Below are 24547 nucleotides of genomic sequence, written 5' to 3'. Positions count from 1 at the left end.
GGCACAACATATAGGGGTCCTGGCCGGTACAAGATGAGAGTTGCGAAGCTTCCATCCAACCGAACCAGGACCCTACTGTGCAGCCTACTACTGGCAACCTCGTCGCCGACACCATCTGCCGCACCGCAGAAATCGGCCTCACGATCACCGGAGCCGCCGACGCCGGAAACATCACCATCATCGACGCCACCCCGGTGGCCGTGAACCACACCTGCCCGGACTGCGGGCACCCCGGGAAGCTGAGGGATCACACCCTGCGCCGGCTCGTTGATCTTCCCGTCGTCGGGTTCCCCACCCGCCTGGACGTCCGCGTCCCCCGCTTTCTGTGCACAGAGCCCTTCTGCTCTAGGAAGATCTTCCAGGCATCCCTGGCCTGCGCGGATGACGGATCCAAGCTCACCCACCGAGTCACCCGCTGGATCCTCCAGCGCCTCGCCATTGACCGGATGAGTGTGTCTGCCACCGCCAAAGTACTCGGTATCGGCTGGGACCTGGTCAACCAGGTCGCACTCGATGCCTGCCGCCAGCTCGTCTACGACGACCCGCACCACCTCGACGGCGTGCGCATCCTCGGAGTCGATGAGCACGTCTGGAAACACACCCGAGGTCAGCCCTCGAACCTGGTGACCATCCTCGTGGACCTCACCCCACTGGTCGACGGCCGCGGGCCCGCCCGACTACTGGACATGCGACCGGGGCGGTCCGCGGACGTGCTGCGCGGGTGGCTGCAGGAACGCGACCCCGGCTTCCGTCGCCAAGTGCAGGTGGTGACCATGGACGGCTTCACCGGTTATGCCACCGCAGTCGAAGAGCAACTACCACAGGCAAATAAAGTCATGGACCCTTTCCATGTGGTGCATCTGGCGGCTGACAAACTCACCGGGTGCCGGCAACGACTCCAACGAGAGACCACCGGACGCCGCGGACGCAAAGATGATCCGCTGTATAAGTACCGTCGCACCCTGTTGACCAGGACGAACTACCTCACCGAGCGGCAGAAACAACGCCTGGACATGCTGTGGGCCACCGACGATGACTACGTGGCACTCGAGGTCACCTGGATGTTCTACCAGGACCTGATCACAGCATACGGGCACCCGCAGAAATCAGAAGGCAAGAAGTTGATGGAACGGATCATCACCACCCTGCGCAAAGGCTTGCCGAAAGGTCTGGAGGAGCTGGCTCAACTCGGGAGAACCCTGTGGCGTCGGCGGGAAGATGTGCTCGCCTACTTCGATATCGGGGCGTCCAACGGGCCGGTCGAGGCCATCAACGGCAGGCTCGAGCACCTACGGGGGATCGCCCTGGGATTCCGAAACCTCAACCACTACATCTTGCGGTGCCTGATCCACTCCGGACAACTACAGGACAAGATCAACGCACTCTAAAACCGGAAGAGCCATTAAAGGCGGGGCAGCCGGTGGCGGTTACGCCCAGATCGTGCCGATGGAGGATATCAACCTGCACTTCACGGGCGATCTCCATGCGATTGCCGCGGCGAACAATACCCTTGCGGCAATGATCGATAACCACATTCACCAGGGAAATCAGCTCCGCATTGACCCGCGCCGCGTGACCTGGCGCCGCTGCCTCGACGTCAATGACCGCAGCCTCCGCGGCATCGTCACTGGCCTCGGCGGGCCTGGCCAAGGCGTTCCGCGGGAAAGCGGCTTCGATATCACGGCGGCCTCCGAAATCATGGCCATCTTGTGCCTGGCCACCGACCTTGCTGACCTCAAGGCTCGCCTGAGCCGCATCGTCGTCGGCCAGACCTTCGACCAGGAGCCGGTCACCGCCGAGCAGCTGGGGGCGGCGGGTGCGCTCACCGCACTGCTTCGCGACGCCATCAACCCGAATCTGGTCCAGACCTTGGGCGGAACCCCCGCAATCGTCCATGGCGGTCCCTTCGCCAATATCGCGCACGGCTGCAACTCGCTGATCGCTACCGATACTGCTCTGCGGTACGCCGACGTGGTGCTCACTGAGGCAGGGTTCGGCTCCGATCTCGGCGCAGAGAAGTTCTTCGACATCAAGGCCCGAGCAGGTGACCTCGACGTCGCCTCCGTGGTGGTCGTCGCCACAGTCCGCGCACTGAAATACAACGGTGGCTTCGAGAATCTGGAACGCCATGTAGCCAACGTTCGCAAGTTTGGTGCCCGACCCGTGGTAGCCCTCAACCACTTCATCACCGACACCGAAGACGAGGTCAATGAGGTCATTGAATGGGGTCGTCGCCACGACGTGGCCGTGGTGCTCACCACCGTCTGGGCTGATGGTGGGGAAGGGGCAACTGAGTTGGCACGGGTGGTGCTGGACGAGGGCGTCGATAAGCCTGCGCACACGCAGCCACTCTATGACCCCGCCGACGGCGTCCTTTCCTCCATCGAGACGATCGCGCGGGAGATCTATGGGGCGGATGCGGTGCAGCTTAGCGTCAACGCCCAAAAAGACCTCAAATACCTGCAGCAACAGGGTTGGGACACGCTTCCCGTGTGTATTTCCAAAACCCAGTACTCCTTCTCCGATGACCCCACTGCGCTCGGCGCCCCAACGGGGCACACCCTGCACGTGCGCAAATTCATTCCCCGCATAGGTGCCGGGTTCATCGTCGCACTCACCGGCGACGTCATGACCATGCCGGGCCTACCCAAGTTCCCTGCCGCGGAAGGAATCGACGTCACCCCCAGCGGAGAGATCACCGGATTGTTCTAGTCTGCGGTGCTACCCGGCCACCCCGGGTAGTCCGGAGGCGTGCCACCAAAAGCCGGACAGATCGGCTGATGATGGCACCAACCGCACAGCTTTGAGGTCTTCGGGCGGAACGTCCCTTCCTTGCCGTCGCCTTCGATCTTGGCCCACAATTCACCTAGGTCACGCTCGAAATACTCCAGTTCTTCCCGGGACGGAGTGAGGATCATCGAATCCATCACCTTCAGATACATCAGGCGCAGCTGGGTGGGGATCTGATCGAATAGCCGCCAATACACCAGCGCGTAGAACCGCATCTGGAACTGCGCGGCCTGGGAATACTGGGGGAGCGGTTTCTTACCCGTCTTGTAGTCCACCACACGGACCTCGCCGGTAGGAGCGATATCTACCCGGTCGATGAAGCCACGCACCGGCACCCCATTGGGCAGCACCTCATCAACGTACATCTCACACTCGTGTGCATCGAAGCCCTGCGGGTTTTCCATCTCGAAGTAGCCACGCAGGAGAGTGCGGGACTCCACCAGGAAGTCATACAGCTGATCGTCGGGGACCAGCTGCTCCAGCTCGGCATCCTCGGCACACATGCGCGCCCAATGCGGCTTGAGGCGTTTCACCGCGGCCGGGTAGGTGCGCTGCTCGCGCGGAAGCTTGTGCATTTCTTCCAACACCGCATGCACCAACGTCCCCTTGACCTGCGCAACCGTGCTCGGTTCCGGAAGCCGATCGATCGCCCGGAAGCGATAGAGCAGTGGACACTGCTGGTAATCCGAAGCACGAGAGGGGGACAGGGCGAGGGGACGAGGTTTCTTTGCAGCCATGATGGCTACAGCTTAGCGGGACATGGCAAGCTGGAGGGTATGTCCGACGCTTTTCTTGACTTTATCCAGGCTTCTCCTAGCTCTTACCACGCCGCGCACGAGGTGGCAGCGCGACTTCACGATGCCGGGTTCACCGAGCAAGTGGAAACGCACGATTGGTCTGCCACTCCCGGCGGGCATTACCTGATCCGCGGTGGCGCTCTCATGGCATGGTGGGTGCCGAGCCCGGAGGCGGCGGCGTTCCGAATTATCGGCTCCCATACCGACTCCCCGGGGTTCAAGCTCAAGCCCCGCGGCGACCTGGGCACCGCGACTTTCCAGCAGGCGGGCGTTGAGGTCTACGGTGGGCCGATCATCCCGTCGTGGCTCGACCGCGAGCTGCGGCTCGCCGGACGCATTGTGCTTAACGACGGCACAACCCGCAATGTGGTCACCGACGGGGATTTCCGGATTCCGCACTTAGCCATCCACCTGGACCGGAGCGCCAACGAAGGATTGAAGCTGGACCGCCAGGCCCACACCCAGCCGATCTATTCCGTGGGGAACCCGGATGTGGAGGTGCTGGACTTGGTGGCTGCGGCCGCTGGCGTGGCCAAGGAAGACATTGCCAGCCATGATCTGATCACGGTGGATGCGCAACCGGGCGCGCTGTTCGGCGTCGATAAGCAGCTTATTGCCGCAGGCCGCATGGACAACCTCTCCAGCGTCTATGCCTCGCTGGAGGCATTCCTCGCCGCGACCGCCACGGCCACGGACGTGCTGGTGCTCGCCGCTTTTGACCACGAGGAGATCGGGTCGGCTTCCACCACCGGCGCGGCCGGCCCCATCCTAGAGGATGTGCTGGGGCGCACCGCCTGTGCGTTGGGGCGCGATTTTGAGGAAACGAAGCAGATGTACGCGCGGTCTACCTGCGTCTCTGCCGACGCCGCCCACTCGGTGCACCCGAACTATGTTTCCCGGCACGATGCGGTGAACTATCCGGTGCTCGGCCAGGGGCCGGTGGCGAAAGTGAATTCCAACCAGCGCTACGCATCCAATGCGGTCACCGTAGGGATGTGGGAGCGCGCCTGCCGCGCCGCCGGGGTTCCGTCCCAGGTCTTCGCCGGAAACAACAACAGCCCCTGCGGTTCCACCATCGGGCCAATCACCGCGACCCGGCTCGGCATTGAAACCGTGGACGTTGGCATCCCACTGCTGTCCATGCACTCCGCGCGAGAACTCGCGCACGTGGCGGACATGAAGTGGATGGAGCAGGCGCTGTTTTCTTACCTGACGATGGCCGATTAAACTACAGCGCATGGCAAATTCCGGACCTTTCCAGGCGGGCGACCGCGTACAACTCACCGACGCGAAGCGTCGCCACTTCACCATCATCTTGGAGCCTGGCGGAAAGCTTCACACCCACAAGGGCATCATCGAGCACGATAAAATCATCGGCTCCTCGGAAGGCACCGTGGTGGAATCCGCCATGGGCGGCCAGTGGCTCTGCTTCCGGCACCTGCTGGTGGACCACATCCTGTCCATGCCCCGCGGCGCGGCCGTGATCTACCCGAAGGACACCGCCCAGATCCTGGTGGAAGGCGACATCTTCCCAGGCGCCCGCGTACTCGAGGCCGGTGCTGGCTCCGGTGCGCTGTCGATGGCGCTGCTGCGCGCAATCGGGCCTGAGGGGCAGCTGATCTCATACGAAATCCGCGAGGACCACCTGGAATACGCCGAGTCCAACGTTGACGGTTGGTTTGGTGGCCGGCCTGATACCTGGAGCCCACGGTTGGGTGACCTCCGGTCGGTAACCCTCGATGATCTCGGCGGCGAGCCGGTGGACCGCATCATCCTGGACATGCTCGAACCATGGGAATGCCTCGACGTGTGCTCTGCCATCTTGCAACCCGGCGGCGTGTTCATGACCTACGTCGCCACCGTCCCACAGCTGATGAAGGTCATGGAAGGCATCCGCTCTTTGCGCTGCTTTACCGAGCCAAAAGCGTGGGAATCCCTCGTGCGCGAATGGAAGGTCGAAGGCCTGGCCACCCGCCCAGAACACCGCATGAACGCCCACACCGCGTTCCTCGTCTGGGCACGCAGGCTTGCCGACGGCACCGTCGCCCCACGCCCACAGCGCCGCGGGCGGAAGTAGGTCTTAGGTAACGTTGTGCCATGGATTACTACACATGGCGCAATTTACAGGACGAGTCGCAGCGCGACATCTGCTGCGTTGCTCTGCAAGATAACGGACTTACCGCCGTTGGGATCCAGACCTGTTCTGAATACCAGGCGAATTGGATGCTTGATGCCAGCACGGACTGGATCACGTCCCGGGTCCATGTCCAGGTCCAGGGCGCGGGATGGCAGCGGTCGCTGGAGCTCATTCGGGATTCCGACGGAGTGTGGGACCAGACCGTTTCGCTCAGTGGCATCCAGCCGGCCGAGATGCCTGAGCCGGGAATTGCGCCCGGGACGGACCTGTCGTCGGCCCTTGATGTGGATTTGGGCAAATGCCCACTCACTAATGTGATGCCGATCCGGCGCCTCGGCCTGTTGTCTGGCGACGTGCCAAAAACACAATTGATCATGGCGTGGATCGATATGCCTTCACTGCGCGTCATTGCCAGCGACCAGTATTACAGCTCTATTGATAGCCGCCACGTCCGGTACGCTTCGGGCACTCGGGGTGTCGATGTGTCTCTCACGGTGGATGCAAACGGGGTCGTCACACAATACCCTGATTTAGCTCTTGTGTTCTAATTAGGGTAACTTTTCGGGAGGGGGTTACCATGATTAAGCAGGCTACAGCGCTGTTGGAACATGCGCTTCACGACGGCAACTGCTTCGAATCTTTTGGCGATCTCCTCGCATTAAAAGAGATCGTGGCCCGACTCGAAACCCGCATGGCTGCAGGCAGGAGCCGCCGCGAATTGGAGAAGTCCGGCGCCAGCGCCTCGGAGGCTTATCGGATCGAACGGCGGGCCAACAACTGGTGGAATCCTGGGGTGCCAGTAGAGCATCAGGACCTTATCCTGGGCGCCATGGAAAAGCTGTCGCCGTCCTCTGATCGGCGCACGGAAATTTACCAGGAGGCAGCACACGCCGCGCTGAAGTCCACTCCACGCCAGACCCGTGATTACGCACGGAAACTCGTGCGGGAGGAAAACGAACGGCTCGCTCAGGATCCTTTTGAGGCATACCGCCAGCGTCGCTTCAGGCTCGGCGAACAAGACGAGCACGGCGGCTGCCGGTTCAGTGGCTACGCTCCAACCGCTGTTGCAGCCTTGTTCAAGTCACTGCTTGATCAAGCAGCCCGCGCGGATAAGAAAGCCCACGAGATCGAAGACGACCGCCGCACCATCGCCCAGCGTGATGCCGATGCTTTTGAACAGGTAATCCGGTGGGCATCCAGCGACCGCCGAAGCCACACTGGGCACTGCTCCTTGATCGTCAGCATCACCGAGTCAGACGAATTCGACTGGCGTGCGAAGTTCGGCAGCAACGTAGGGGTTGACCTCAATCTCTTTGAGATCAACTACCTCAGCAGCGACAAGATCATCGACTACATCCAGGTCCACGACCACAACGGTGCCGCGAAGCAACTGGTCACCGCCAATAGGACCGCCAACTTCTACCAGCGAATTTCACTGTTCGCACGAGACGGCGTCTGCCAGCATCCGGGATGCAACGAACCCGCCAGCCGATGCGAATCCCACCACGTAGTCCCGTGGTCCAGAGGCGGCCCAACCTCAGTAGACAACATGACTCTCTTGTGTCCCAAGCATCACAGACAGGTGGACGATAGTTGGATCGAAACTCACTTCGAAATGGTGCTGGGTAGACCGGTCATGGTGCACCCCGATGGCACACACGAACGCAACGAATCCCCAGCAGCCCAACAAGCTGGTGGCTGGCAAGTAGTGAACGGACCGCCGTTCGAATTCACCGTCACGCTATCGTAGAACCATGACTATCCCCACGCCCGAAGAAGCGCAGCACGCAGCAGAAGTGCGCCGCCTCAAAGGCCAGCTCCGCGAGCTCGCAGACCGCAACACCAAACTCGCCGAGCTACTCAAAGCATCCCGCGACAAGCTAGCCCTCCTCTACGAAGAGATCGAGGGACTCAAAACCCCGCCATCCACTTACGGTGTGTTCCTGGAATACGCCGAGAACGGGCGCGCCGCCGAAGTCTTTACCGGCAACCGCCACATGCGCCTCATGGTTGACCCAGCGCTGGCTAAAGAGTCCCTCACCCCGGGCATGAAAGTCCGGCTTGGCGAGGGATCCGTCGTCGTCGAGGCATGCGGCTACTCGCAAGAAGGCAGCCTCGTAACCCTCACCGAACGCCTCGGCCCCGACCGCGCCCTCATCGCCAACCAAGCAGGGGAGGAGCGGGTCATCCGCCTCGCCGCCAAGCTGCTCAGCGCCGAACGCAAACCCCGCCCCGGGGACACACTGCTGGTAGATCAAAAATCCGGGTACGCATTCGAAGTAATCCCCAAATCCGAAGTCCACCGCCTCGCCCTCGAGGACGTCCCCGACGTCACGTACGCCGACGTCGGCGGCCTCGACGAACAAATCGAGCACATCAAGGACGCCGTCGAACTGCCCTTCGCCCACCCAGACCTCTTCCGCACGTACGACCTGCACCCGCCTAAAGGTGTGCTGCTGTACGGCCCTCCCGGCTGTGGCAAGACCATGATTGCGAAAGCCGTCGCTCATTCCCTTGCCGAACGCCTCGGCGTCAAAGGCGGCTCCTACTTCCTTAATGTGAAGGGCCCCGAGCTGCTGAACAAGTACGTAGGCGAAACGGAACGCCAAATCCGACTCATCTTCGAACGCGCCCGGGAATTGGCCGCCGAAGGCCGCCCCGTCATCGTGTTCTTCGACGAAATGGAATCAATCTTCCGCACCCGCGGCTCCGGCGTGAGCTCCGATGTGGAAACCACCGTCGTCCCGCAGTTGCTCGCCGAACTCGACGGCGTCGAATCTCTCTCCAACGTCATCGTCATCGGCGCTACCAACCGCGAAGAACTCATCGACCCAGCCATCCTCCGCCCGGGCCGCCTCGATGTGAAGATCCGCGTCTCCCGGCCCGGAAAAGAACAGGCCACCGACATCTTCGCCCGCTATCTCACCGACGGCATCCCCCTCGCGCAGCCCGCCGCCTCGCTCATCGACTCCGCCGTGGGTTACCTCTACCAGGACAAACCCTTCGTGGAGCTCATCCTGCTTGACGGGACCAAAGAAACCCTGCACTACAGGGACTTCGTCTCGGGTGCGATGATCGCCAACATCGTCGGCCGCGCTAAAAAACTCGCCATCAAAGACCAGCTCTCTGGAGCAGGCCCTGGCATCACCGAAGCGCACATCCTCGCGGCGATCGACATGGAAAACAAAGAAAACGAAGACCTGCCCAACACCTCCAACCCGGACGAGTGGGCACGCATCACCGGCCGCCACGGCGGCAAGGTCATCCAAGCAAAGATTGTGGGGTAGCACATGAGCAGATTCATGGGAACCGAAACTGAATACGGCATCGCCACCCCGGCAGACCCGTTACTTAGCCCCATCATTACCTCCACCCACGCGGTGGTGGGGTACGCGGCGTCGATAAGCGCCCGGCGTGCGCGCTGGGACTTCGAAGCCGAGCACCCCCTGCGGGACCTGCGCGGATTCGACCTCAAGCGCTACCACACGGTGCCGGTTATCGATCCGAACGCCGTCGGTGTGGCCAATGTTGTGCTCGGAAACGGCGCGCGCTTCTACGTCGACCACGCGCACCCGGAGTATTCCGCGCCGGAAACCACCAACGCCTGGGACGCCATGCTTTACGACGCCGCCGGGGATGTGATCCTCCGGGACGCCGTCGCGGCCGTTGCGGAGCTGAGCGCTCAGGGGCTGTCGGCGCTCGATGGGCATGAGCCGTGCCCAGAGCTGAAGATCTACAAGCACAACGTGGACGGCAAAGGCGCGTCCTACGGTAGCCACGAGAATTATCTGTACTCAAGGACTACGGACTTTGATGAGCTGGCGGCTGCGCTGATCCCGTTCTTTGTCACGCGGCAAGTAATCATCGGTGCGGGTCGCGTCGGCCTCGGCGCCAGGGGAGGGCAGCCGGGTTTCCAGATCTCCCAGCGCGCGGACTACATCGAAACGGAGATTTCGCTCGAGACGACGCTGAACCGGGGCATCATTAATACCCGCGACGAACCACACGCCGACGAAGAACGCTTCGGGCGCCTGCACGTCATCATTGGCGACGCAAACATGTCCCAGACCTCGAACTTCCTCAAGCTGGGGATGACGGCGCTAGTGCTTGACGCTATCGAAGCCGGGGTGTCCTTCGCCGACCTGGCGTTGAAGGAGCCTGTGGCGGAAGTTTCACAGGTTTCCCGGGACCTCACGCTCACCCACAAGCTGGAGCTCGAGGACGGCCGCTCCCTCACCGCACTAGAGATTCTGCGGGAATACTACGGACGGGTCGCCAGGGGATCCCGGGAACACCAGCTGTGGGGCGAAGTTATGTCCCTGTTGGAACAAGATCCCCTCGCAACGAGCCACCTGCTGGATTGGACCGCGAAACTTGCCCTCATGCAGGGGTTCATCGCCCGGGGCCTGACCTGGGATGACCCGAAACTCCAGCTCATCGACCTTCAATACTGCGATATTGATCCCGCAAAGTCCCTCTACCACGCCCTGGTACGCAAGGGGCGGATGCGTACCCTAGTGACGAAGGAGGAGATCGCTCACGCCGCCGCCACACCGCCCCGCGACACCCGCGCCTACACTCGTGGCACCATGATGCAGCAACACGGCGACCGGGTGCAGGCCGCCAGCTGGGACAGCATTGTGATCGACAACCAGCGCATCAGCATGCCGGAAGTCGATTCCTACACCGCCAACGACCCGCGCGCCCTACACTTGATCGAAGGAAAGGACTAACCATGACTCAAAGCTACGCAGCCGGCGCCGGCACCCCAGACGACGATTCGCTCGACACTGCCGGGCAGGTCCAGCTGAACACGCAAGGCACCGACGATCTACTCGATGAGATCGACGGCCTGCTGGAAAACAACGCGGAAGAATTCGTGCGCTCCTACGTGCAGAAGGGCGGGGAGTAGTCCTTGCGCAGAATCATGGGGATTGAGACGGAGTACGGCATCATGGCCACGCTCCCCGGTGACGTGCCGCCGATGACGCCAGACGAAGTAGCGCGTTACATGTTCCGGCCGATCGTGGACAAGTATTCGAGCTCCAACATCTTTATCCCCAACGCCTCCCGCCTGTACCTCGATGTGGGATCCCACCCGGAGTACGCCACCGCGGAATGCGACTCCGTGACCCAACTCCTGAACTACGACAAAGCGGGGGACCGGATCGTCGACGCTCTCGCGCAGCAGGCTGAGCTCGCCCTCGCCGCTGAGGGCAAGGCAGCCCAGATCTATCTGTTCAAAAACAATGTGGACACGCAGGGCAATTCCTACGGCTGCCACGAAAACTACCTGGTACCACGCAGCGCGGTGCTCAAGGTCCTCGGCCGCAAGCTCATCCCGTTCCTGGTCACCCGCCAGCTGATCGCCGGCGCCGGCATGATTTACCGGCCGTTCCTCGGCAGTGCCAGCTCACACTTCGGTACCGGCTGGTGCGTCTCGCAGCGCGCCGACCATGTGTGGGAGGGAGTGTCGTCTGCCACCACCCGCAGTCGCCCGATGATAAACACTCGCGACGAGCCACACGCTGATTCTTCCAGCTACCGGCGCTTGCACGTGATCGTCGGCGACTCCAACATGGCCGAACCTACGTTCGCTCTCAAGGTAGGGTCGACGCAGCTAGTGCTAGAGATGATCGAGGCGGGTGTCGACCTGCCAGACTTCGAGCTTGCCGACGACATTGCTTCTATTCGAGAAATCGCACGCGACATCACTGGCAGCACTGTCCTTGAGCTCAAGAATGGCGCCACGATCACCGCCTTGAACATGCAGCGCGCCTACCTAGCCGCCGCCACCGAGTGGCGCGAGGATCCAGTCCTCGACCTATGGACCCGCACCTTGGATGCCATCGAAAGCGGTGACTTCTCCCAAGTAGACACCGAAATCGACTGGGTAATCAAAAAGAAGCTTATTGACCGCTACGTGGCCAAGTACGGCTGGGACCTGGACCATCCAAAGCTCGCCCAAATCGACCTGATGTACCACGACATTCGTCCTGGTCGCGGAATTTTCTCCGTCCTGCAAAACAAGGGGCTGGTGAAGCGGTGGACCACCGATGAGGCGATCGACCAAGCCCGCGTGCAGGCGCCCCAAACCACCCGCGCCGCGCTGCGTGGTAAGTTCCTGGCCAAAGCACTCGAAAAAGAAGCTTCGGTGACCGTCGACTGGATGCGCCTGAAGGTGAACCAGCCCGAACCACGCATGGTGGAGCTCGGCGATCCCTTTGCCGCCGTCGATACCCGCGTCGATGAACTCCTGGAGTATCTGTGACAGAGAAAGACGCCGCCCTGGAGCGCCTCACCAACCTCACCTTCGCGTTCCTCAGCGCGAAACAGATGGGGCGCCAATTCCTCACCGCAGAGTGGGTGCACCGGAACGTCGACGGCTACCAAGACAAATCACCCGCCGCCTTCGACCGTGCCTTCCAACGCGACCGGCTCGCCCTGCAGAAAGTTGGCGTCCCCATCGAGGTCATCGCCGGCGAGGTCACTGGTTACCGCCTGCAGGAAGAGGACTATTCTCTCCCGGCAGTGAGCTTCACTCCCGAGGAAGCCACCGTTTTGGGACTCGCGGGGGAGCGCGGCCTCACCGGCGAGCTCGCCGTGTTCGGGCGTTCCGGCTGGACCAAAATCGCCGCCTCCGGCGCGTCCAGGTCCTTCGCCGGGGTGGACCGCATGAGCACCCACAGTGACCTCAGCAACCTGTCTGCTTCAACCCTCGACCACATCGTCGACGCCTGCAACCGCGGGCGACGCCTCATCTTCGACTACACCGCACACGCCGTCGCTGAACCAGTCACCCGTACCATGGACCCGTGGGGACTCGTCCCACTGCGTGGTCGGATGTACCTCGTAGGTTTCGACATTGACCGCTCCGACGTTCGCGTGTTCCGCATCACCCGCCTCTCCAGTATCAAAACTGTCGGCAAGGGCAGTCACCCACGCCCTGATGTTGATCTGCAACGCATCGTCGAGGACACCCTTCGCCGTGGAAAAGAACTAGTATCCGCCGTCGTCCAGATGTCCCCGGGCCTCGTCCCGGAGCTCGAGCACCTGGGTGAACGCTCGGGGGAGAGGGTGACGCTGACGGACGTCGACAAGCAATGGCTCGTACGGACCTGCGTCGGCAACGCCCCCGACGTGCTCGTGCTCTCGCCACCCGACGTGCGCGAATCGGTGATAGAAGGACTGCGTAATGTCACGAAAAAATGAACGCCTAGCCGACCTCGTCCGGATGCTCAACCTCCTGCCATACTTCGAGGCCCACCCCGAACGCACCGTCATGGAAGCCGCCCGAGACCTCGGCCGGGCCCCGGACCACATCATGGACGACCTCAACCGCCTCTGGTGCTGCGGTCTACCAGGCCTGATGCCGGGTGACCTAGTGGAAATGGAGCATGACTACCGCAAAGTGCGTGTCGACAACGCCCAAGGTATGGACCGCCCGCTACGCCTCACGACGACAGAAGCCGCCGCCCTGCTCCTGGCCTTGGAGAACCTAGAGGCAACGCCCGGACTTGTCGACAAGGCAGCAGTCACCAGCGCGGCGACGAAACTCCGCGGCATTATGGGCTCCGAAGTCGCTGCCGTCGTCGACGCCACCGCCGACGCCCCGGAAGATCCCATCCTCACCACCGTCCGCATCGCCATGGACGAAGGTCAACAACTGACCTTTGCCTACTTCTCGCAAACGACGTTCGACACCTCTACACGTGTTGTCTCTCCCGCACATATCTTTACCCGCGACGGATTCACCTACCTCACCGGCTGGGACCACGGTATTGATGCGCACCGCACGTTCCGAACCGACCGGATGAGCGACGTCACACTTACGGATGAAGCTTCACAGCCACATCTAGCGAAACTTTCCCTGTCCGCAACCGACCCGTTCGGATTTGCCCGAACCCGCAAGATGGCCACCGTCCGCGTCGCCCCGCACTACGCATGGATCGCGGACTACGTTCCCCTCACACTCGGAGAAGCAGACACCACTGGGTGGATTTCCGGCACCATCCCCATAGGCTCCGAAGAGTGGCTCGTGCGGTTTGTGTTAGCCTGCGAAGGAAACCTCACTATCGTCGCCCCACAGGAACTCGCCGACATCGTCACGGAACGAGCGCAGGCAGGCCTCAGGGCGTATGATGAGCTGTTGTCACATTCTGATCGTTATAAGGGGTAACCACATGCCAAACCTTGGCCCCACTGAGCTGATTATCATCGCCGTTGTTCTGATTTTGCTGTTCGGCGCGAAGAAGCTCCCCGATGCTGCCCGTTCCCTGGGTCGCTCGATGCGCATTTTCAAGTCCGAAGTCAGGGAAATGCAAAACGATGGTCAGCCACAGCCACAGCCGCCTGCCATCGAGCAGCAGGGCTACCAGCACCCACAGCCAATCCAGGAACCAGAGCGGAACCCTAATCAGCAGCAGCACTAATGAAGAAACGTAACGCCGATGGGTCAATGACCCTCGTTGAACACATTCAGGAGTTACGTCGTCGCCTGCTGATCTCCATCGCAGCACTCGCCGTTGGCACTGTGATCGGTTTCATTTGGTACCAGCACTCCTTCTTCGGCGTGATCTCGCTGGGTGAGTTGCTGAAGGGCCCCTACTGCAAGTTGGATCCCGCTCTTCGTGCCGATTTCTCGCGTGATGGCTCGTGCAAGTTGTTGGCTACCGCACCATTCGAGATGTTCATGCTGCGCCTGAAGGTAGGCGCGCTGGCCGGAGCGGTGTTTGCCTCCCCGGTGTGGCTGGCACAGATCTGGGGATTTGTTACTCCCGGATTGATGAAGAACGAGCGTCGGTGGACGTTCAGCTTCGTGTCAATCGCGGTGCTGCTTTTCGTCGCCGGTGCCGGAATGGCTTACTTCGTCATGGCATATGGCTTGGAAGTCCTACTGTCAATCGGTAACGAAACCCAGACCACAGCGCTCAGTGGCGAACGGTACTACGGGTTCTTTATCGCCTTGCTCCTGGTCTTCGGGGTCAGCTTTGAGGTGCCACTGATTATTGTGATGCTGAATATTGCGGGCATCCTCGAATATGACGCCATTAAGGACAAGCGTCGGATCATCATTTTGTCGCTGTTCATTTTTGCGGCATTCATGACCCCAGGTCAGGACCCGATGTCGATGGTGGCGTTGGGTTGTTCTCTCGTGATTTTGGTGGAATTGGCGTTGCAGTTCTGTCGCCTGAATGACAAGCGTCGTGACCGCAAGCGCCCAGACTGGTTGGATGAGGACGATGATTCCGCCGGTAGCCTGGAAAGTCCAGCACCGATCGAGAAACCGGTAGGGGACATTTCGGCTCGACCTGGCTCAGCTTTTGACGATGTTTTGTAGCCGTCGGCCACCGGCTTTTCGCGCCGCAGGGGAATCGTTTCTCCTGCGGTTTCCGTTTTTGTCCACCCATACCGGCATTCCATCCTCCATCTCCATGTGCTGTTTCTCATGGGTATCGTCATTACAGCCATGATGCGCTCGACAGAGCCAAACCAAGTTTCCGATATCAGTGAGGCCATTCCTGTACCACGGGATGACATGGTGTGCGTCGCAGCGGCTGGCCCGCACATCGCACCCAGGATGCTGGCACACTAGGTCCCGAGCGATAAGTCCGATGCGCTGCAAGAATGTGGCGGATCTATTCGCACTGTAAAGGGATGCTAATGCCCCGTTATGTGTATGCACTGCGATGTAGTCGACCAGTTTGTCTCCGGACAACATCGCTAGTTCGAACAGATTCAGATCGACTCCAACATTGGAACCAAACCTGGCTTCCAGATCGAATTCATCATCCTCGGTCACTGAAACCACGATTGCCGCATGGCCGGTGCTTTCTACTTGTTGGGCCGATGCCCATCATAAAACCTGGTCGAATGCGTCAGCGCTGCGTTGATCCACGGTCCGGCGATCGTCATCGTGGCTTCTCCCCAAGTGGAATGCCCTATCTAACACCCCACGCAGCAGGGCCGCTGTGGCAGGAGGAAGGTAGCCCGAAATCCGGTATCCACCGTGTTCATCCGCTTCCCGCATTCGGAAACTTCGCTGCCGATACGCTTCCCACGGATCCTTGCCCAGACGTTGATTTTCCTGGCGCACGAGTTCTTTAGTGTGGCGGTGAGTTTGTCGCTCCGAGGACGTCCGTGCCGTTTCCGCCGCCTCGGCGTAGAGCTCCCTCGCTCTCGGCGATGATGACGATAATGCCTTCATCGCGCTTAAAATTCGGTCCTGGTGTCCCACTGGGATGTCCTCATCCCAAGGATTGTCGGCCCTGAGTAGCAGGGCACCGGCCGAGCTTCGGGACATTCCGGCGTCGATAAGCTCGCTAATGTCACGCCCTCGGGCAGTGTCGGTGAGCAGACGCGCAAGATCCTCGTATATGCCCAGGAGCAGTGGAAAGGCTTCGAATGAAGCTCCGGATACCAATGCGTGTTTGATGGCTAATTGTGCTTGTTCAAGTGTTCTCATGAACTTCCCCCGTATGAACTTTTCTACCTCCACCATACATTGACATTTTAGAACGCAATAGCTAATTTAGAGATAACCAAGCAGGCCCCACAACTACATTAGAACGTCTGAACCAATCCCTTATTTAACAGGTAGATTAGTACATATGACACACCTCGCTGAGTTCACCGCGCATCTCAAGTTCCCGCTCGACGATTTCCAAGTGGAAGGCTGCCAAGCCGTCGAAGAGGGGCACGGCGTTCTCGTGTGCGCACCGACCGGCGCAGGAAAGACGATCGTGGGGGAGTTCGCCGTCTCCCTCGCTCTGAGTCGTGGGACAAAGTGTTTTTACACCACCCCAATCAAGGCCTTGAGTAACCAGAAGTTCCATGACCTGCGCAAAATCCACGGCGAGGATGCCGTGGGGCTACTGACCGGCGATGTATCCATCAACGGCGACGCCGAGATCGTCGTGATGACCACCGAGGTGCTGCGCAACATGATCTACGCCGAAAGCAGCAACCTCGATCGCCTCACCCACGTGGTGATGGACGAAATTCACTTCCTTGCTGACCAATCACGTGGCGCAGTGTGGGAAGAGGTCATCCTGAATCTCGACGAATCGGTGCAGATCATCGGCCTTTCGGCAACGGTCTCCAACTCCGAAGAGTTCGGCAATTGGCTGTCCACGGTGCGCGGGGATACCAAAGTGATTGTCACAGACAAGCGCCCCGTCCCGCTCGACCAATACATGCTGGTAGGACGCAAAATTTTCCCGCTGTTCGAAAACGCAGAGGGCAAAGTCAACAGGGATTTACAGCACTATATCCACCGCCTAGAATCAGGCCAGGCCCAGGATCAGCGTTCGCAGTACAACAAAGCAGCTGGATTTCGGTCTCGGTCGAAAGGTGGCGACAGGGTAGTGCGACGCTCCGGCGCCCCACGCGAGCAGGACCGATTCCGGCCCCTCGGCCGACCGGAGGTACTGCAGATCCTCCGGAACCAGAAGATGCTGCCCGCTATCACCTTCATTTTTTCTCGTGCCGGCTGCGACGGCGCACTCTACCAGTGCATGCGTTCCCAACTGACACTCACCAGTCAGGAAGAGGCAGAGCTGATCGCACAGATCGTTGACCAAGGCGTGGAAGGCATCCCGGAAGAGGATCTTAAGGTGCTTGATTTCCGCCGTTGGAAACAGGCACTCATGCGTGGCTTCGCCGCGCACCACGCCGGTATGCTCCCGGCGTTCCGGCATATTGTGGAGGAGCTCTTTGTCAAGGGGCTCGTGCGCGCGGTATTTGCCACCGAAACCCTCGCGATGGGCATCAACATGCCTGCCCGAACCGTGGTGCTGGAAAAACTTGTCAAATACAACGGGGAAGCCCATGTGGACCTCACTCCGGGCCAATACACACAGCTCACGGGACGAGCTGGTCGTCGCGGTATCGACGTGTTGGGCAATGCCGTCGTCCAGTGGGCGCCCGCCATGGATCCTCGCGCTGTCGCCGGATTGGCGTCCACGCGCACCTATCCGCTCAATTCGACGTTCGCCCCGGGCTACAACATGAGCGTGAACCTCCTCAAAACCATCGGCTACGAGCCCGCGCACCGCCTGTTGGAGAAGTCCTTCGCGCAGTACCAAGCGGACGGCTCCGTGGTGGACGAGGTTCGCGAGCTGGAACGCGCCGAGAAAAAGGTGGCCGAGCTACGCGCTGAGCTCACCGCCGCCATCACAGCGACCAACCCGCCGGCGCTTTCCGACGACCCCGTTACCGAGTTCCTGGACTACATGCAAATCCGTCGTGATTTGAAGGATGCTGAGCGAAAGGCCCGCAAGCACGGCATTGAAGAGCGTTACCGGGAAGTGGTGAAAGTCCTGGCGAAGCTACAAAACGGGCAGGTTATCGCTATGCCTGGTAAGCGGCAGCCCCTACTCGCGGTAGTGGTGTCCGCGGCAAACAACGCGCGCGACCCGAAACCGTGGATCATCATGGAATCGGGGTGGTCGGGCCGGGTCGATGCCGAGAGCTTCGCTATGCCACCGATCGTCATTGGCCAGATGCGGCTGTCGCGAGATGTCACTCACCCCCCGAAGCGCCACGCGAAATACGTGGTGGATCAGTTCCGACGCAATCATTACCCACGCCCGAAGAAGATGCGCATGGAGCCCCGAACCAGAGGCAACGAAGAAATAAACTTGCTACGGCAGCAACTTCGGAAGCATCCGGTCCATCAATGGCCAGATCTGGAGCAGCTAGCTAGGATTGGGGAGCGCCTTACACGTCGCACTCGTGACCTCACCCGACTTGAAAACCAAGTCTCCGCGGCCACCGACACCCTGGGGCGGACTTTTGACCGTATCTTGAACCTGCTGGAAGAAATGACTTACGTGGAATTCGATGACAACCGTGTCCCCGTCATCACCGATGAGGGCGAGCGCCTGGCACTGATCCACGGTGAAGCGGACCTGCTGGTGGCGCAGTGTCTGCGTCGCGGTATCTGGAACGAGCTCGACCCGGCAGAACTAGCCGGGGTGGTATCCATGTGTGTCTTCGAAAACCGCAAGGAGACCCAGGGGGAAGCAGAGGCTGCGACCGATGCGATGGCCAATGCGATGAACGCCACCTACAGTATCTGGACTGAGCTGGAATCTGATGAGCGTCGGCACCGCCTGCCCATAACCAAGATGCCGGAGGCCGGGTTTGCTCTCGCCATCCACCAGTGGGCGGCCGGCGCACCACTCGATTACTGCATGCAGGCCGCGGCTGCGTCCGGGGCTGAGCTGACGCCGGGCGATTTTGTCCGCTGGTGTCGCCAGGTGATAGACACCCTTGAACAGGTCAAGAAAACCGGATACACCGACATCATCCAAATCAATGCCCGTAAAGCCGTCGACGCTATCCGTCGCGGCGTAGTAGCGATCGGATCTTAACGCGATGAACAATTTTCTTAACCGTATTGAACGCGCCCGGGAACTCGCGCAGGCCCATGACCTCGGAGGTCTGGTATTCGGGCCAAGTGCGGAACTGGCTTACCTCACGGGCGCCTGGGAGCAGACCTATGAGCGCTTCTCCGGCCTCGTCATCCCGAACACCGGCGACGCCGTCTACATCGCGCCCATGGTAGACAAGGAATCGTTGCAGGTTCCGGTCCCCATCCTGGGGTGGGAGGACGGTAGGTCCCCGTACGCACTGGTGAAGCAGATTCTGGGCAACCCCAAGACCATTGGTGTGGGGTCCGAGCTCACGGCTGCGCACCTCCTCGCTATCCAAGACGAGCTGGGAACTACCGCTCGCCTAGCAACACCGCTGCTAGCTGAGCTATTCATGCGGAAGGACCCAACGGAGATCGAACAACTTGCGGCTGCGGGCCGGGCCATCGATAGTGTGCACGAGCAGGTGCCGGGCTTGCTGGTGCCGGGCCGAACCGAGGCTGAAGTCGCGACTGATATCCACCGTCTCATCCTGGAGGCCGGCCATAGCGCCGTCGATTTCGTCATTGTGGGATCGGGTCCCAATGGGGCCAACCCGCACCACAGCTACTCGGATCGGGTGCTGCAGGACGGCGATGTGGTGGTCGTCGACATTGGTGGCACGTGGGGCGATGGGTATCATTCGGACTGCACGCGCACCTACTTCCTCGGGCAGCAGCCAGACTGGTATCAGGTGCTGCGAGAGGCTCAAGAGCTCGCGGTGGCAGCGGTAAGGCCAGGCGCGACGGCAGCGCTTATCGACGCCACTGCCCGCGATCACATCGCAGCAGCCGGATACGGGGACTTTTTCACCCACCGGACGGGCCACGGCATTGGCCTTTCGCTTCACGAGGAGCCATTCATCATGGCAGGCAATGATCTGGTGTTGGAGCCAGGCATGACGTTTTCGGTGGAGCCAGGCATCTACCTGCCGGGGGAGTGTGGCGCACGCATCGAGGACATTGTGGTGGTGACGGAAGAAGGGGTAACACGGCTCAATCAGTGCCGGATTTGGTAACTAGCTCATGACAGTTCTTATTCTCGGTGCCACCAGCGACATCGGTGGTGAGATCGCCCAGCGCCTCTGCAAGGACCAGACCGTGGTCCTGTGTGCCCGCCGCCCCGAGGCCATCCCAGAGTTGCCAGAGGCCAAGGAAGTCCATGTGCTGCCGTTCGAGGCCACGGATCTTTCATCTCATCGCTTCGTGGTACAGGAGGCCACAAACTTTGGTCCCATCACGCATGCAGTGGTGTGTTTCGGGATTCTGGGTGATCACGAGCGTGCCCTAAGAGATGAAGCGCACGCCGCGGAGATCGCCACCGTCGATTACACGGCCCAGGTCAGCATGCTCACGGTGCTGGCGGATATCTTGCGACAGCAAGAGGTTTGCTCGACGGTTTACGCGTTTTCCTCCATCGCGGGGTGGCGCGCCCGCAAGGCAAATTTCGTTTACGGTTCCACCAAGGCGGGGTTGGATGCGTTTTGCCAGGGCCTTATGGACGAGTTGCATGGCACCAATGTGTCGCTGGTATTGGCCCGGCCGGGGTTCGTGATCGGTTCGATGACGACAGGAATGAAGCCAGCGCCGATGTCGGTCCGTTCAGAGGAGGTTGCTCGGGCCGTCGTTAGGCAGCGGCGTAGTGGCACTGTGTGGGTTCCCGGCCGGTTGCGGGTGTTGGCGTGGGTGATGAAGCTCGTGCCGAGACCCCTGTGGCGCCATATGCCACGCTAGAATTTTGGTTATGACCAGCCCGGCAGTAGCTCACGAAGAACCCGCCCGCCCGACACTTTCCGCGGTGGACCCCGATTTTTCGGTGCGGATTCCCTATACCGGGGTGACGGTGGTGGGGATCAATCCGGGTGGGTTCGATGACCTGTCCGGCCGGGCGCAGCGCGCGATCCACGACGCTGGAGTGGTCATCGGGTCGCCCCGCCAGCTCGATCTGCTGCCGGTGGGGCTGTCCGCGGTGCTCAAGGCGTGGCCGTCGCCGCTGGTTCCAGCTATACCGGGCATGCTGGCGAACTGGCGCTACCAAAATATTGTGGTGCTCGGCTCCGGGGACCCGATGTTCCATGGCATTGGCAGCACCTTGCAGCGGGAGTTCGAGGGGCCGTTCAGTGTGATCCCGGCGCCGTCGTCGGTGTCGCTCGCCTGCGCGGAGCTGAAATGGTCGCTGAACAGCACTGACGTGGTGTCGCTCGTGACTAATGAGGTCGCTGCGATCATCCCGGTGCTGGATAAGGGGCGGCCGTTTTTGGTGCTGGGTCGCGACCGCACCACGCCCGGGCTGATCCGCCAGCTGTTGGTTGAGCAGGGGCAGGGCGATGCTGAGGTGACGACCCTCAGTGATCTGGGTGGCCCCGACTGCACCATCGCTACGACGCGAGCCGATGAGCTGCGCGCACCCGATAGTGCCCTAAACGTCATCGCGATCACCCCGGTGGCCTCCCGCTCGCTGGTTCCCGGGTTGCCCGACGACTCCTACGACACGGACGGGCAGCTCACTAAGCAGCATGTTCGTGCCCTGACCATCGCAGCCCTCGAACCGGCGCCAGGCCAGTTACTTTGGGACGTCGGCGGTGGCTCGGGCTCGATCGCCATCGAGTATCTCCGTTCGACGCCCGGCACCCGTGCGATCTGTTTCGAGCAATCCGACCTACGTCGCGCCCGCATTCGTGCCAACGCACTCCACCTGGGTGTGCCACACCTTAAGGTCAAGGGAGCATTCCCAGCTACCGCACCCACCCCAGACGTGGTGTTTATCGGCGGCGGGCTTACCGCCCCAGGGGTGTTCGAGGGCTGCTGGGGCGCGCTTCCCGACGGCGGGACCCTCGTCGCCAACGCCGTCACCCTCGAATCAGCATCGTTGTTGTACGATCTGCACGCCCAGTACGGGGGCTCGCTCACGGAAATCTCGGTAGCCCACTGTAAGGATGTCGGGGCGTTCCGCGCGATGAAGTCGGCCCTACCGGTGCTGCAGTGGAAGGTGACCAAACAGCTATAGTTGCTTGCATGACGGTTTATTTCATCGGTGCCGGCCCCGGCGCGGCTGACCTGCTCACTATTCGTGCTGACAAGCTGATTCGCAGCTGCCCAGTGTGCCTGTACGCGGGCAGCATTGTGCCGCAGGAGGTGCTGGCGAATGTGCCGGCCGACGCGGAAGTAATCAACACCGCGCGGATGCCACTCGATGAAATCACGGCAATTCTCCAGCGTGCCCACGAAGAGGGTAAAGACGTCGCGCGACTGCAGTCGGGGGACCCGTCCGTGTATTCGGCGCTCGCGGAGCAAGCTCGACGCCTGGTGGAGCTGGGGATCGACTACGAGATCGTTCCCGGGGTGCCGTCGTTCGCGGCGGCGGCAGCGTCTCTGGGGCACGAGCTCACGGTGCCAACCGTAGGGCAGACGGTCATCCTCACCCGCATTTCGGGTCGGGCCTCCGCCATGCCGGAGGGGGAGGACCTGGCGACGTTGGGTCAGTCCCAGGCCACACTCTGCATTCACTTAGCCGCGCACGATATCGACCGCGTGGTCTCTGAACTCGTGCCGAACTATGGTTCCGATTGTCCAGTGGCGATCGTCGCGTTTGCTTCCCGGCCGGAGGAACAGATCCTGCGTGGCACGCTTTCAGATATTGCTGAACAGGTTAAAGAGGCTGGAATTTCCCGGACTGCAATGATCATCGTCGGCAAGGTGCTGGGGGCGTCTGGTTTCCCGGATTCTTTCCTGTATTCCGACGATCGGCCGCGTGATGAGCACGGAAGGACCATCCCATGCGCGCACTAATCCTCGGCGGCACCGGCGAAGCCCGCGAACTGGCTCGCCTGATGATGGGCCAGGGGTGGTGGGTCACGTCCTCGCTGGCAGGGCGTGTTTCCAACCCGCACCTTCCGGTCGGTGAGGTACGCATTGGCGGCTTCGGCGGCCCCGCCGGAATGGCTCGCTGGATTTTCGAAAACGGGGTAGAAGTCGTCATCGACGCCACCCACCCCTTTGCCGAGCGCATATCGACGTCCGCTGCCGAGGCCTCCCGTGCCTCAGGTGTGCCACTCATTTGCCTGCACCGGCCGGCCTGGACTCCTGGCGCGGGGGACAAGTGGATCCCGGTGTCTTCCATGGAGGAAGCTGCGTCGGTGGTAGCTCGCGACCACCACCACATCTTCCTCACCATCGGCCGCCAGCAGCTCGAGCCATTCGCGAACGATCCGCACAATTTGTATGTGATCCGGTGCGTCGAGAAGCCATCAGTGCCGTTGCCGCCGCGCCACCGATTGATCTTGTCTCGCGGCCCGTTCGACGTCGCGGGCGAAAAAGATTTGATGATTGGCAACCAGATCGACGTGCTGGTGACCAAGAACTCCGGCGGGTCACTCACCGAGGCGAAGCTGGAGGCAGCACGATCTCTCGGTATTCCAGTAGTGATGGTTGAGCGACCACCGCTGCCAGGGGGATCGCGGGCCTATGTGGTGCACACGCCGGTTGAGGTACTGCGGACGCTCAGAGAGATCTAGCATGTCGGATTTGATAGTGGAAACTGTACAGAACACCACGTTTTCGTCAGTTTGCGTTACCAAATTCGACACCCCTAACCCTCTCTAGACCGAGCGGTCTTGACAACTCTTACCCTAGTAGACCATGCTGTCTTTATGGCTACTCTTGATCTTTGGCAACTCGCAACCTCTCTACGCACCGACCACACGTTCGTTGACCTCACTCATTCCTTCCATGCCGGACAACCAAAGTTCTCGGCACTTCCAGACGAAACGCGTACTCGGCTTTTTACCGTCGCTGAGCACGGGTTCGAGATCGACCAGTACCAGTTCGTCGGCCAGTGGGGCACCCACGTAGACCCACCGGTTCATTTCGTGCAGAATGCTCGGCCCCTGGACCAAATACCGGTGACCGAGATGGTCCTACCCCTGGTCGTACTCGACTTCTCTGAGGAAGTTGCTGCGAACCATGACTTCACCCCAAGTATCGAGGATGTCCTGGCCTGGGAGGAAAGAAACTGCCAGATCCCGGAAGGTGCTTTCGTCGCCTTCCGGAGCGATTGGCACAAGCGCTGGCCAGATGCAGCAGCCATGGCCAACGCTGATACCGAAGGCGTGACTCACTACCCAGGGTGGAACGTGGAGGTGGTGCAATGGCTCGTCGACAAGCGCGGCATCTCGGCCATTGGACACGAAACCACCGACACCGACCAGGGCGTCGTCGCAGCGCAAGGCTCCTTGCCGACGGAGCTGTACGTCCTCGGCCAGGATAAATGGCAGATCGAACTGCTGGCGAACTTGGACCAGGTTCCGGAAACCGGCGCGCTGATCGTCGCATCATGGCCGAAACCGCTGGAGGGGACAGGATTTCCGGCCCGCGCTTTCGCTGTGTTGCCGTAACCACACGGTGAAGTAA

Annotated in this window: 23 protein-coding genes and 1 pseudogene; 22 read left to right on the top strand and 2 right to left on the bottom strand. The window is 61.0% G+C overall.

Annotated elements, in window-relative coordinates; translation table 11 throughout:
- Nucleotides 1-77: 77 nt before the first annotated feature.
- Together HW450_RS00620 and HW450_RS00615 are read left to right on the top strand one after the other, a co-directional pair.
- Nucleotides 78-1388: an ISL3 family transposase gene (locus HW450_RS00620; RefSeq protein ID WP_182386125.1), complete on the top strand. Its 1311-nt coding sequence runs from the start codon at nt 78-80 to the stop codon at nt 1386-1388.
- Between the two features lie 13 nt (nt 1389-1401).
- Nucleotides 1402-2712 (top strand): annotated as a pseudogene (locus HW450_RS00615) (formate--tetrahydrofolate ligase); the annotation flags it as partial.
- On the opposite strand, the gene HW450_RS00610 reads toward HW450_RS00615, so the two are convergent.
- On the bottom strand, nt 2709-3527 hold the full coding sequence (locus HW450_RS00610) for a RecB family exonuclease (RefSeq protein ID WP_182386123.1): 819 nt from the start codon (nt 3525-3527) through the stop codon (nt 2709-2711). The pseudogene HW450_RS00615 and the gene HW450_RS00610 sit on opposite strands and share 4 nt — an antisense overlap.
- Before the next feature lie 39 nt (nt 3528-3566).
- Here HW450_RS00610 and HW450_RS00605 point away from each other — a divergent pair, with 39 nt between their 5' ends.
- The 13 genes from HW450_RS00605 (at nt 3567) to HW450_RS00545 (ending at nt 15319) form a co-directional block, all read left to right on the top strand.
- Complete coding sequence (locus tag HW450_RS00605; RefSeq protein WP_182386122.1) at nt 3567-4814, top strand: M18 family aminopeptidase; 1248 nt, start codon at nt 3567-3569, stop codon at nt 4812-4814.
- A gap of 10 nt (nt 4815-4824) precedes the next feature.
- Nucleotides 4825-5664 (top strand): tRNA (adenine-N1)-methyltransferase, encoded by an 840-nt coding sequence (locus tag HW450_RS00600; RefSeq protein WP_182386121.1) that lies wholly within the window; start codon nt 4825-4827, stop codon nt 5662-5664.
- Nucleotides 5665-5684: 20 nt separating this feature from the next.
- Entirely contained in the window at nt 5685-6272 is a 588-nt protein-coding gene (locus tag HW450_RS00595) for a putative glycolipid-binding domain-containing protein (protein ID WP_182386120.1), read from the top strand.
- Between the two features lie 29 nt (nt 6273-6301).
- A complete protein-coding gene (locus tag HW450_RS00590; protein WP_182386119.1) occupies nt 6302-7474 on the top strand; it encodes an HNH endonuclease signature motif containing protein in 1173 nt (390 codons plus the stop codon).
- A 4-nt stretch (nt 7475-7478) separates the two neighbouring features.
- Nucleotides 7479-9011 carry a proteasome ATPase gene (gene arc / locus HW450_RS00585; protein WP_182386118.1) on the top strand — a complete coding sequence of 511 codons (1533 nt, stop codon included), beginning with the start codon at nt 7479-7481 and terminating at the stop codon, nt 9009-9011.
- A gap of 3 nt (nt 9012-9014) precedes the next feature.
- Entirely contained in the window at nt 9015-10457 is a 1443-nt protein-coding gene (dop, locus tag HW450_RS00580; protein WP_182386117.1) for a depupylase/deamidase Dop, read from the top strand.
- A 2-nt stretch (nt 10458-10459) separates the two neighbouring features.
- Nucleotides 10460-10636 (top strand): ubiquitin-like protein Pup, encoded by a 177-nt coding sequence (locus HW450_RS00575; protein WP_182386116.1) that lies wholly within the window; start codon nt 10460-10462, stop codon nt 10634-10636.
- Between the two features lie 15 nt (nt 10637-10651).
- Entirely contained in the window at nt 10652-11995 is a 1344-nt protein-coding gene (gene pafA / locus HW450_RS00570; RefSeq protein WP_182387210.1) for a Pup--protein ligase, read from the top strand.
- Nucleotides 11992-12936 carry a helix-turn-helix transcriptional regulator gene (locus tag HW450_RS00565; protein ID WP_232843283.1) on the top strand — a complete coding sequence of 315 codons (945 nt, stop codon included), beginning with the start codon at nt 11992-11994 and terminating at the stop codon, nt 12934-12936. Before pafA ends, HW450_RS00565 begins: the two co-directional genes overlap by 4 nt.
- The gene (locus HW450_RS00560) at nt 12920-13903 is read left to right on the top strand and encodes a helix-turn-helix transcriptional regulator (RefSeq protein ID WP_182386115.1); all 984 of its coding nucleotides are present in this window, start codon (nt 12920-12922) and stop codon (nt 13901-13903) included. Before HW450_RS00565 ends, HW450_RS00560 begins: the two co-directional genes overlap by 17 nt.
- Nucleotides 13904-13907: 4 nt before the next feature.
- Complete coding sequence (gene tatA, locus HW450_RS00555) at nt 13908-14156, top strand: Sec-independent protein translocase subunit TatA (RefSeq protein WP_182386114.1); 249 nt, start codon at nt 13908-13910, stop codon at nt 14154-14156.
- Entirely contained in the window at nt 14156-15064 is a 909-nt protein-coding gene (tatC, locus tag HW450_RS00550) for a twin-arginine translocase subunit TatC (protein ID WP_232843282.1), read from the top strand. Before tatA ends, tatC begins: the two co-directional genes overlap by 1 nt.
- Before the next feature lie 108 nt (nt 15065-15172).
- Complete coding sequence (locus tag HW450_RS00545; RefSeq protein WP_182386113.1) at nt 15173-15319, top strand: hypothetical protein; 147 nt, start codon at nt 15173-15175, stop codon at nt 15317-15319.
- A gap of 261 nt (nt 15320-15580) precedes the next feature.
- Here the strand turns inward: HW450_RS00545 and HW450_RS00540 are convergent, their stop codons facing one another.
- Nucleotides 15581-16189, bottom strand: a complete 609-nt coding sequence (locus HW450_RS00540; RefSeq protein ID WP_182386112.1) for a DUF222 domain-containing protein — start codon at nt 16187-16189, stop codon at nt 15581-15583.
- A gap of 145 nt (nt 16190-16334) precedes the next feature.
- Here HW450_RS00540 and HW450_RS00535 point away from each other — a divergent pair, with 145 nt between their 5' ends.
- The 7 genes from HW450_RS00535 to HW450_RS00505 all read left to right on the top strand — a co-directional run bounded on the left by HW450_RS00535 (nt 16335) and on the right by HW450_RS00505 (nt 24531).
- A complete protein-coding gene (locus HW450_RS00535) occupies nt 16335-19100 on the top strand; it encodes a DEAD/DEAH box helicase (RefSeq protein WP_182386111.1) in 2766 nt (921 codons plus the stop codon).
- Between the two features lie 4 nt (nt 19101-19104).
- Complete coding sequence (locus tag HW450_RS00530; RefSeq protein WP_182386110.1) at nt 19105-20157, top strand: M24 family metallopeptidase; 1053 nt, start codon at nt 19105-19107, stop codon at nt 20155-20157.
- A 7-nt stretch (nt 20158-20164) separates the two neighbouring features.
- Nucleotides 20165-20872, top strand: coding sequence for an SDR family oxidoreductase (locus tag HW450_RS00525; protein ID WP_182386109.1), 708 nt, complete (start codon nt 20165-20167; stop codon nt 20870-20872).
- 10 nt (nt 20873-20882) lie between these two features.
- A complete protein-coding gene (gene cbiE / locus HW450_RS00520) occupies nt 20883-22145 on the top strand; it encodes a precorrin-6y C5,15-methyltransferase (decarboxylating) subunit CbiE (protein WP_182386108.1) in 1263 nt (420 codons plus the stop codon).
- A gap of 8 nt (nt 22146-22153) precedes the next feature.
- The gene (gene cobM / locus HW450_RS00515) at nt 22154-22927 is read left to right on the top strand and encodes a precorrin-4 C(11)-methyltransferase (protein ID WP_182386107.1); all 774 of its coding nucleotides are present in this window, start codon (nt 22154-22156) and stop codon (nt 22925-22927) included.
- Nucleotides 22915-23652: a cobalt-precorrin-6A reductase gene (locus HW450_RS00510; protein ID WP_182386106.1), complete on the top strand. Its 738-nt coding sequence runs from the start codon at nt 22915-22917 to the stop codon at nt 23650-23652. Before cobM ends, HW450_RS00510 begins: the two co-directional genes overlap by 13 nt.
- A gap of 135 nt (nt 23653-23787) precedes the next feature.
- Entirely contained in the window at nt 23788-24531 is a 744-nt protein-coding gene (locus HW450_RS00505) for a cyclase family protein (RefSeq protein ID WP_182386105.1), read from the top strand.
- The last annotated feature ends 16 nt before the right edge of the window (nt 24532-24547 follow it).

The sequence above is a fragment of the Corynebacterium hindlerae genome, from assembly GCF_014117265.1.
Classification (GTDB): domain Bacteria; phylum Actinomycetota; class Actinomycetes; order Mycobacteriales; family Mycobacteriaceae; genus Corynebacterium; species Corynebacterium hindlerae.
This window is presented reverse-complemented; position numbering and strand designations above follow the sequence as displayed.

Bases quoted from the DNA above. Each gene is read 5' to 3' on its own strand.
- HW450_RS00590 (WP_182386119.1), top strand. From the start codon at position 6,302: ATGATTAAGCAGGCTACAGCGCTGTTGGAACATGCGCTTCACGACGGC.
- cbiE (WP_182386108.1), top strand. From the start codon at position 20,883: ATGACCAGCCCGGCAGTAGCTCACGAAGAACCCGCCCGCCCGACACTT.
- HW450_RS00545 (WP_182386113.1), top strand. From the start codon at position 15,173: ATGGGTATCGTCATTACAGCCATGATGCGCTCGACAGAGCCAAACCAA.
- tatC (WP_232843282.1), top strand. From the start codon at position 14,156: ATGAAGAAACGTAACGCCGATGGGTCAATGACCCTCGTTGAACACATT.
- HW450_RS00505 (WP_182386105.1), top strand. From the start codon at position 23,788: ATGGCTACTCTTGATCTTTGGCAACTCGCAACCTCTCTACGCACCGAC.
- HW450_RS00530 (WP_182386110.1), top strand. From the start codon at position 19,105: ATGAACAATTTTCTTAACCGTATTGAACGCGCCCGGGAACTCGCGCAG.
- cobM (WP_182386107.1), top strand. From the start codon at position 22,154: ATGACGGTTTATTTCATCGGTGCCGGCCCCGGCGCGGCTGACCTGCTC.
- HW450_RS00525 (WP_182386109.1), top strand. From the start codon at position 20,165: ATGACAGTTCTTATTCTCGGTGCCACCAGCGACATCGGTGGTGAGATC.
- HW450_RS00605 (WP_182386122.1), top strand. From the start codon at position 3,567: ATGTCCGACGCTTTTCTTGACTTTATCCAGGCTTCTCCTAGCTCTTAC.
- dop (WP_182386117.1), top strand. From the start codon at position 9,015: ATGAGCAGATTCATGGGAACCGAAACTGAATACGGCATCGCCACCCCG.
- HW450_RS00540 (WP_182386112.1), bottom strand. From the start codon at position 16,189: ATGAGAACACTTGAACAAGCACAATTAGCCATCAAACACGCATTGGTA.
- arc (WP_182386118.1), top strand. From the start codon at position 7,479: ATGACTATCCCCACGCCCGAAGAAGCGCAGCACGCAGCAGAAGTGCGC.
- HW450_RS00560 (WP_182386115.1), top strand. From the start codon at position 12,920: ATGTCACGAAAAAATGAACGCCTAGCCGACCTCGTCCGGATGCTCAAC.
- HW450_RS00595 (WP_182386120.1), top strand. From the start codon at position 5,685: ATGGATTACTACACATGGCGCAATTTACAGGACGAGTCGCAGCGCGAC.
- HW450_RS00600 (WP_182386121.1), top strand. From the start codon at position 4,825: ATGGCAAATTCCGGACCTTTCCAGGCGGGCGACCGCGTACAACTCACC.
- pafA (WP_182387210.1), top strand. From the start codon at position 10,652: ATGGGGATTGAGACGGAGTACGGCATCATGGCCACGCTCCCCGGTGAC.
- HW450_RS00610 (WP_182386123.1), bottom strand. From the start codon at position 3,527: ATGGCTGCAAAGAAACCTCGTCCCCTCGCCCTGTCCCCCTCTCGTGCT.
- HW450_RS00510 (WP_182386106.1), top strand. From the start codon at position 22,915: ATGCGCGCACTAATCCTCGGCGGCACCGGCGAAGCCCGCGAACTGGCT.
- HW450_RS00535 (WP_182386111.1), top strand. From the start codon at position 16,335: ATGACACACCTCGCTGAGTTCACCGCGCATCTCAAGTTCCCGCTCGAC.
- tatA (WP_182386114.1), top strand. From the start codon at position 13,908: ATGCCAAACCTTGGCCCCACTGAGCTGATTATCATCGCCGTTGTTCTG.
- HW450_RS00575 (WP_182386116.1), top strand. From the start codon at position 10,460: ATGACTCAAAGCTACGCAGCCGGCGCCGGCACCCCAGACGACGATTCG.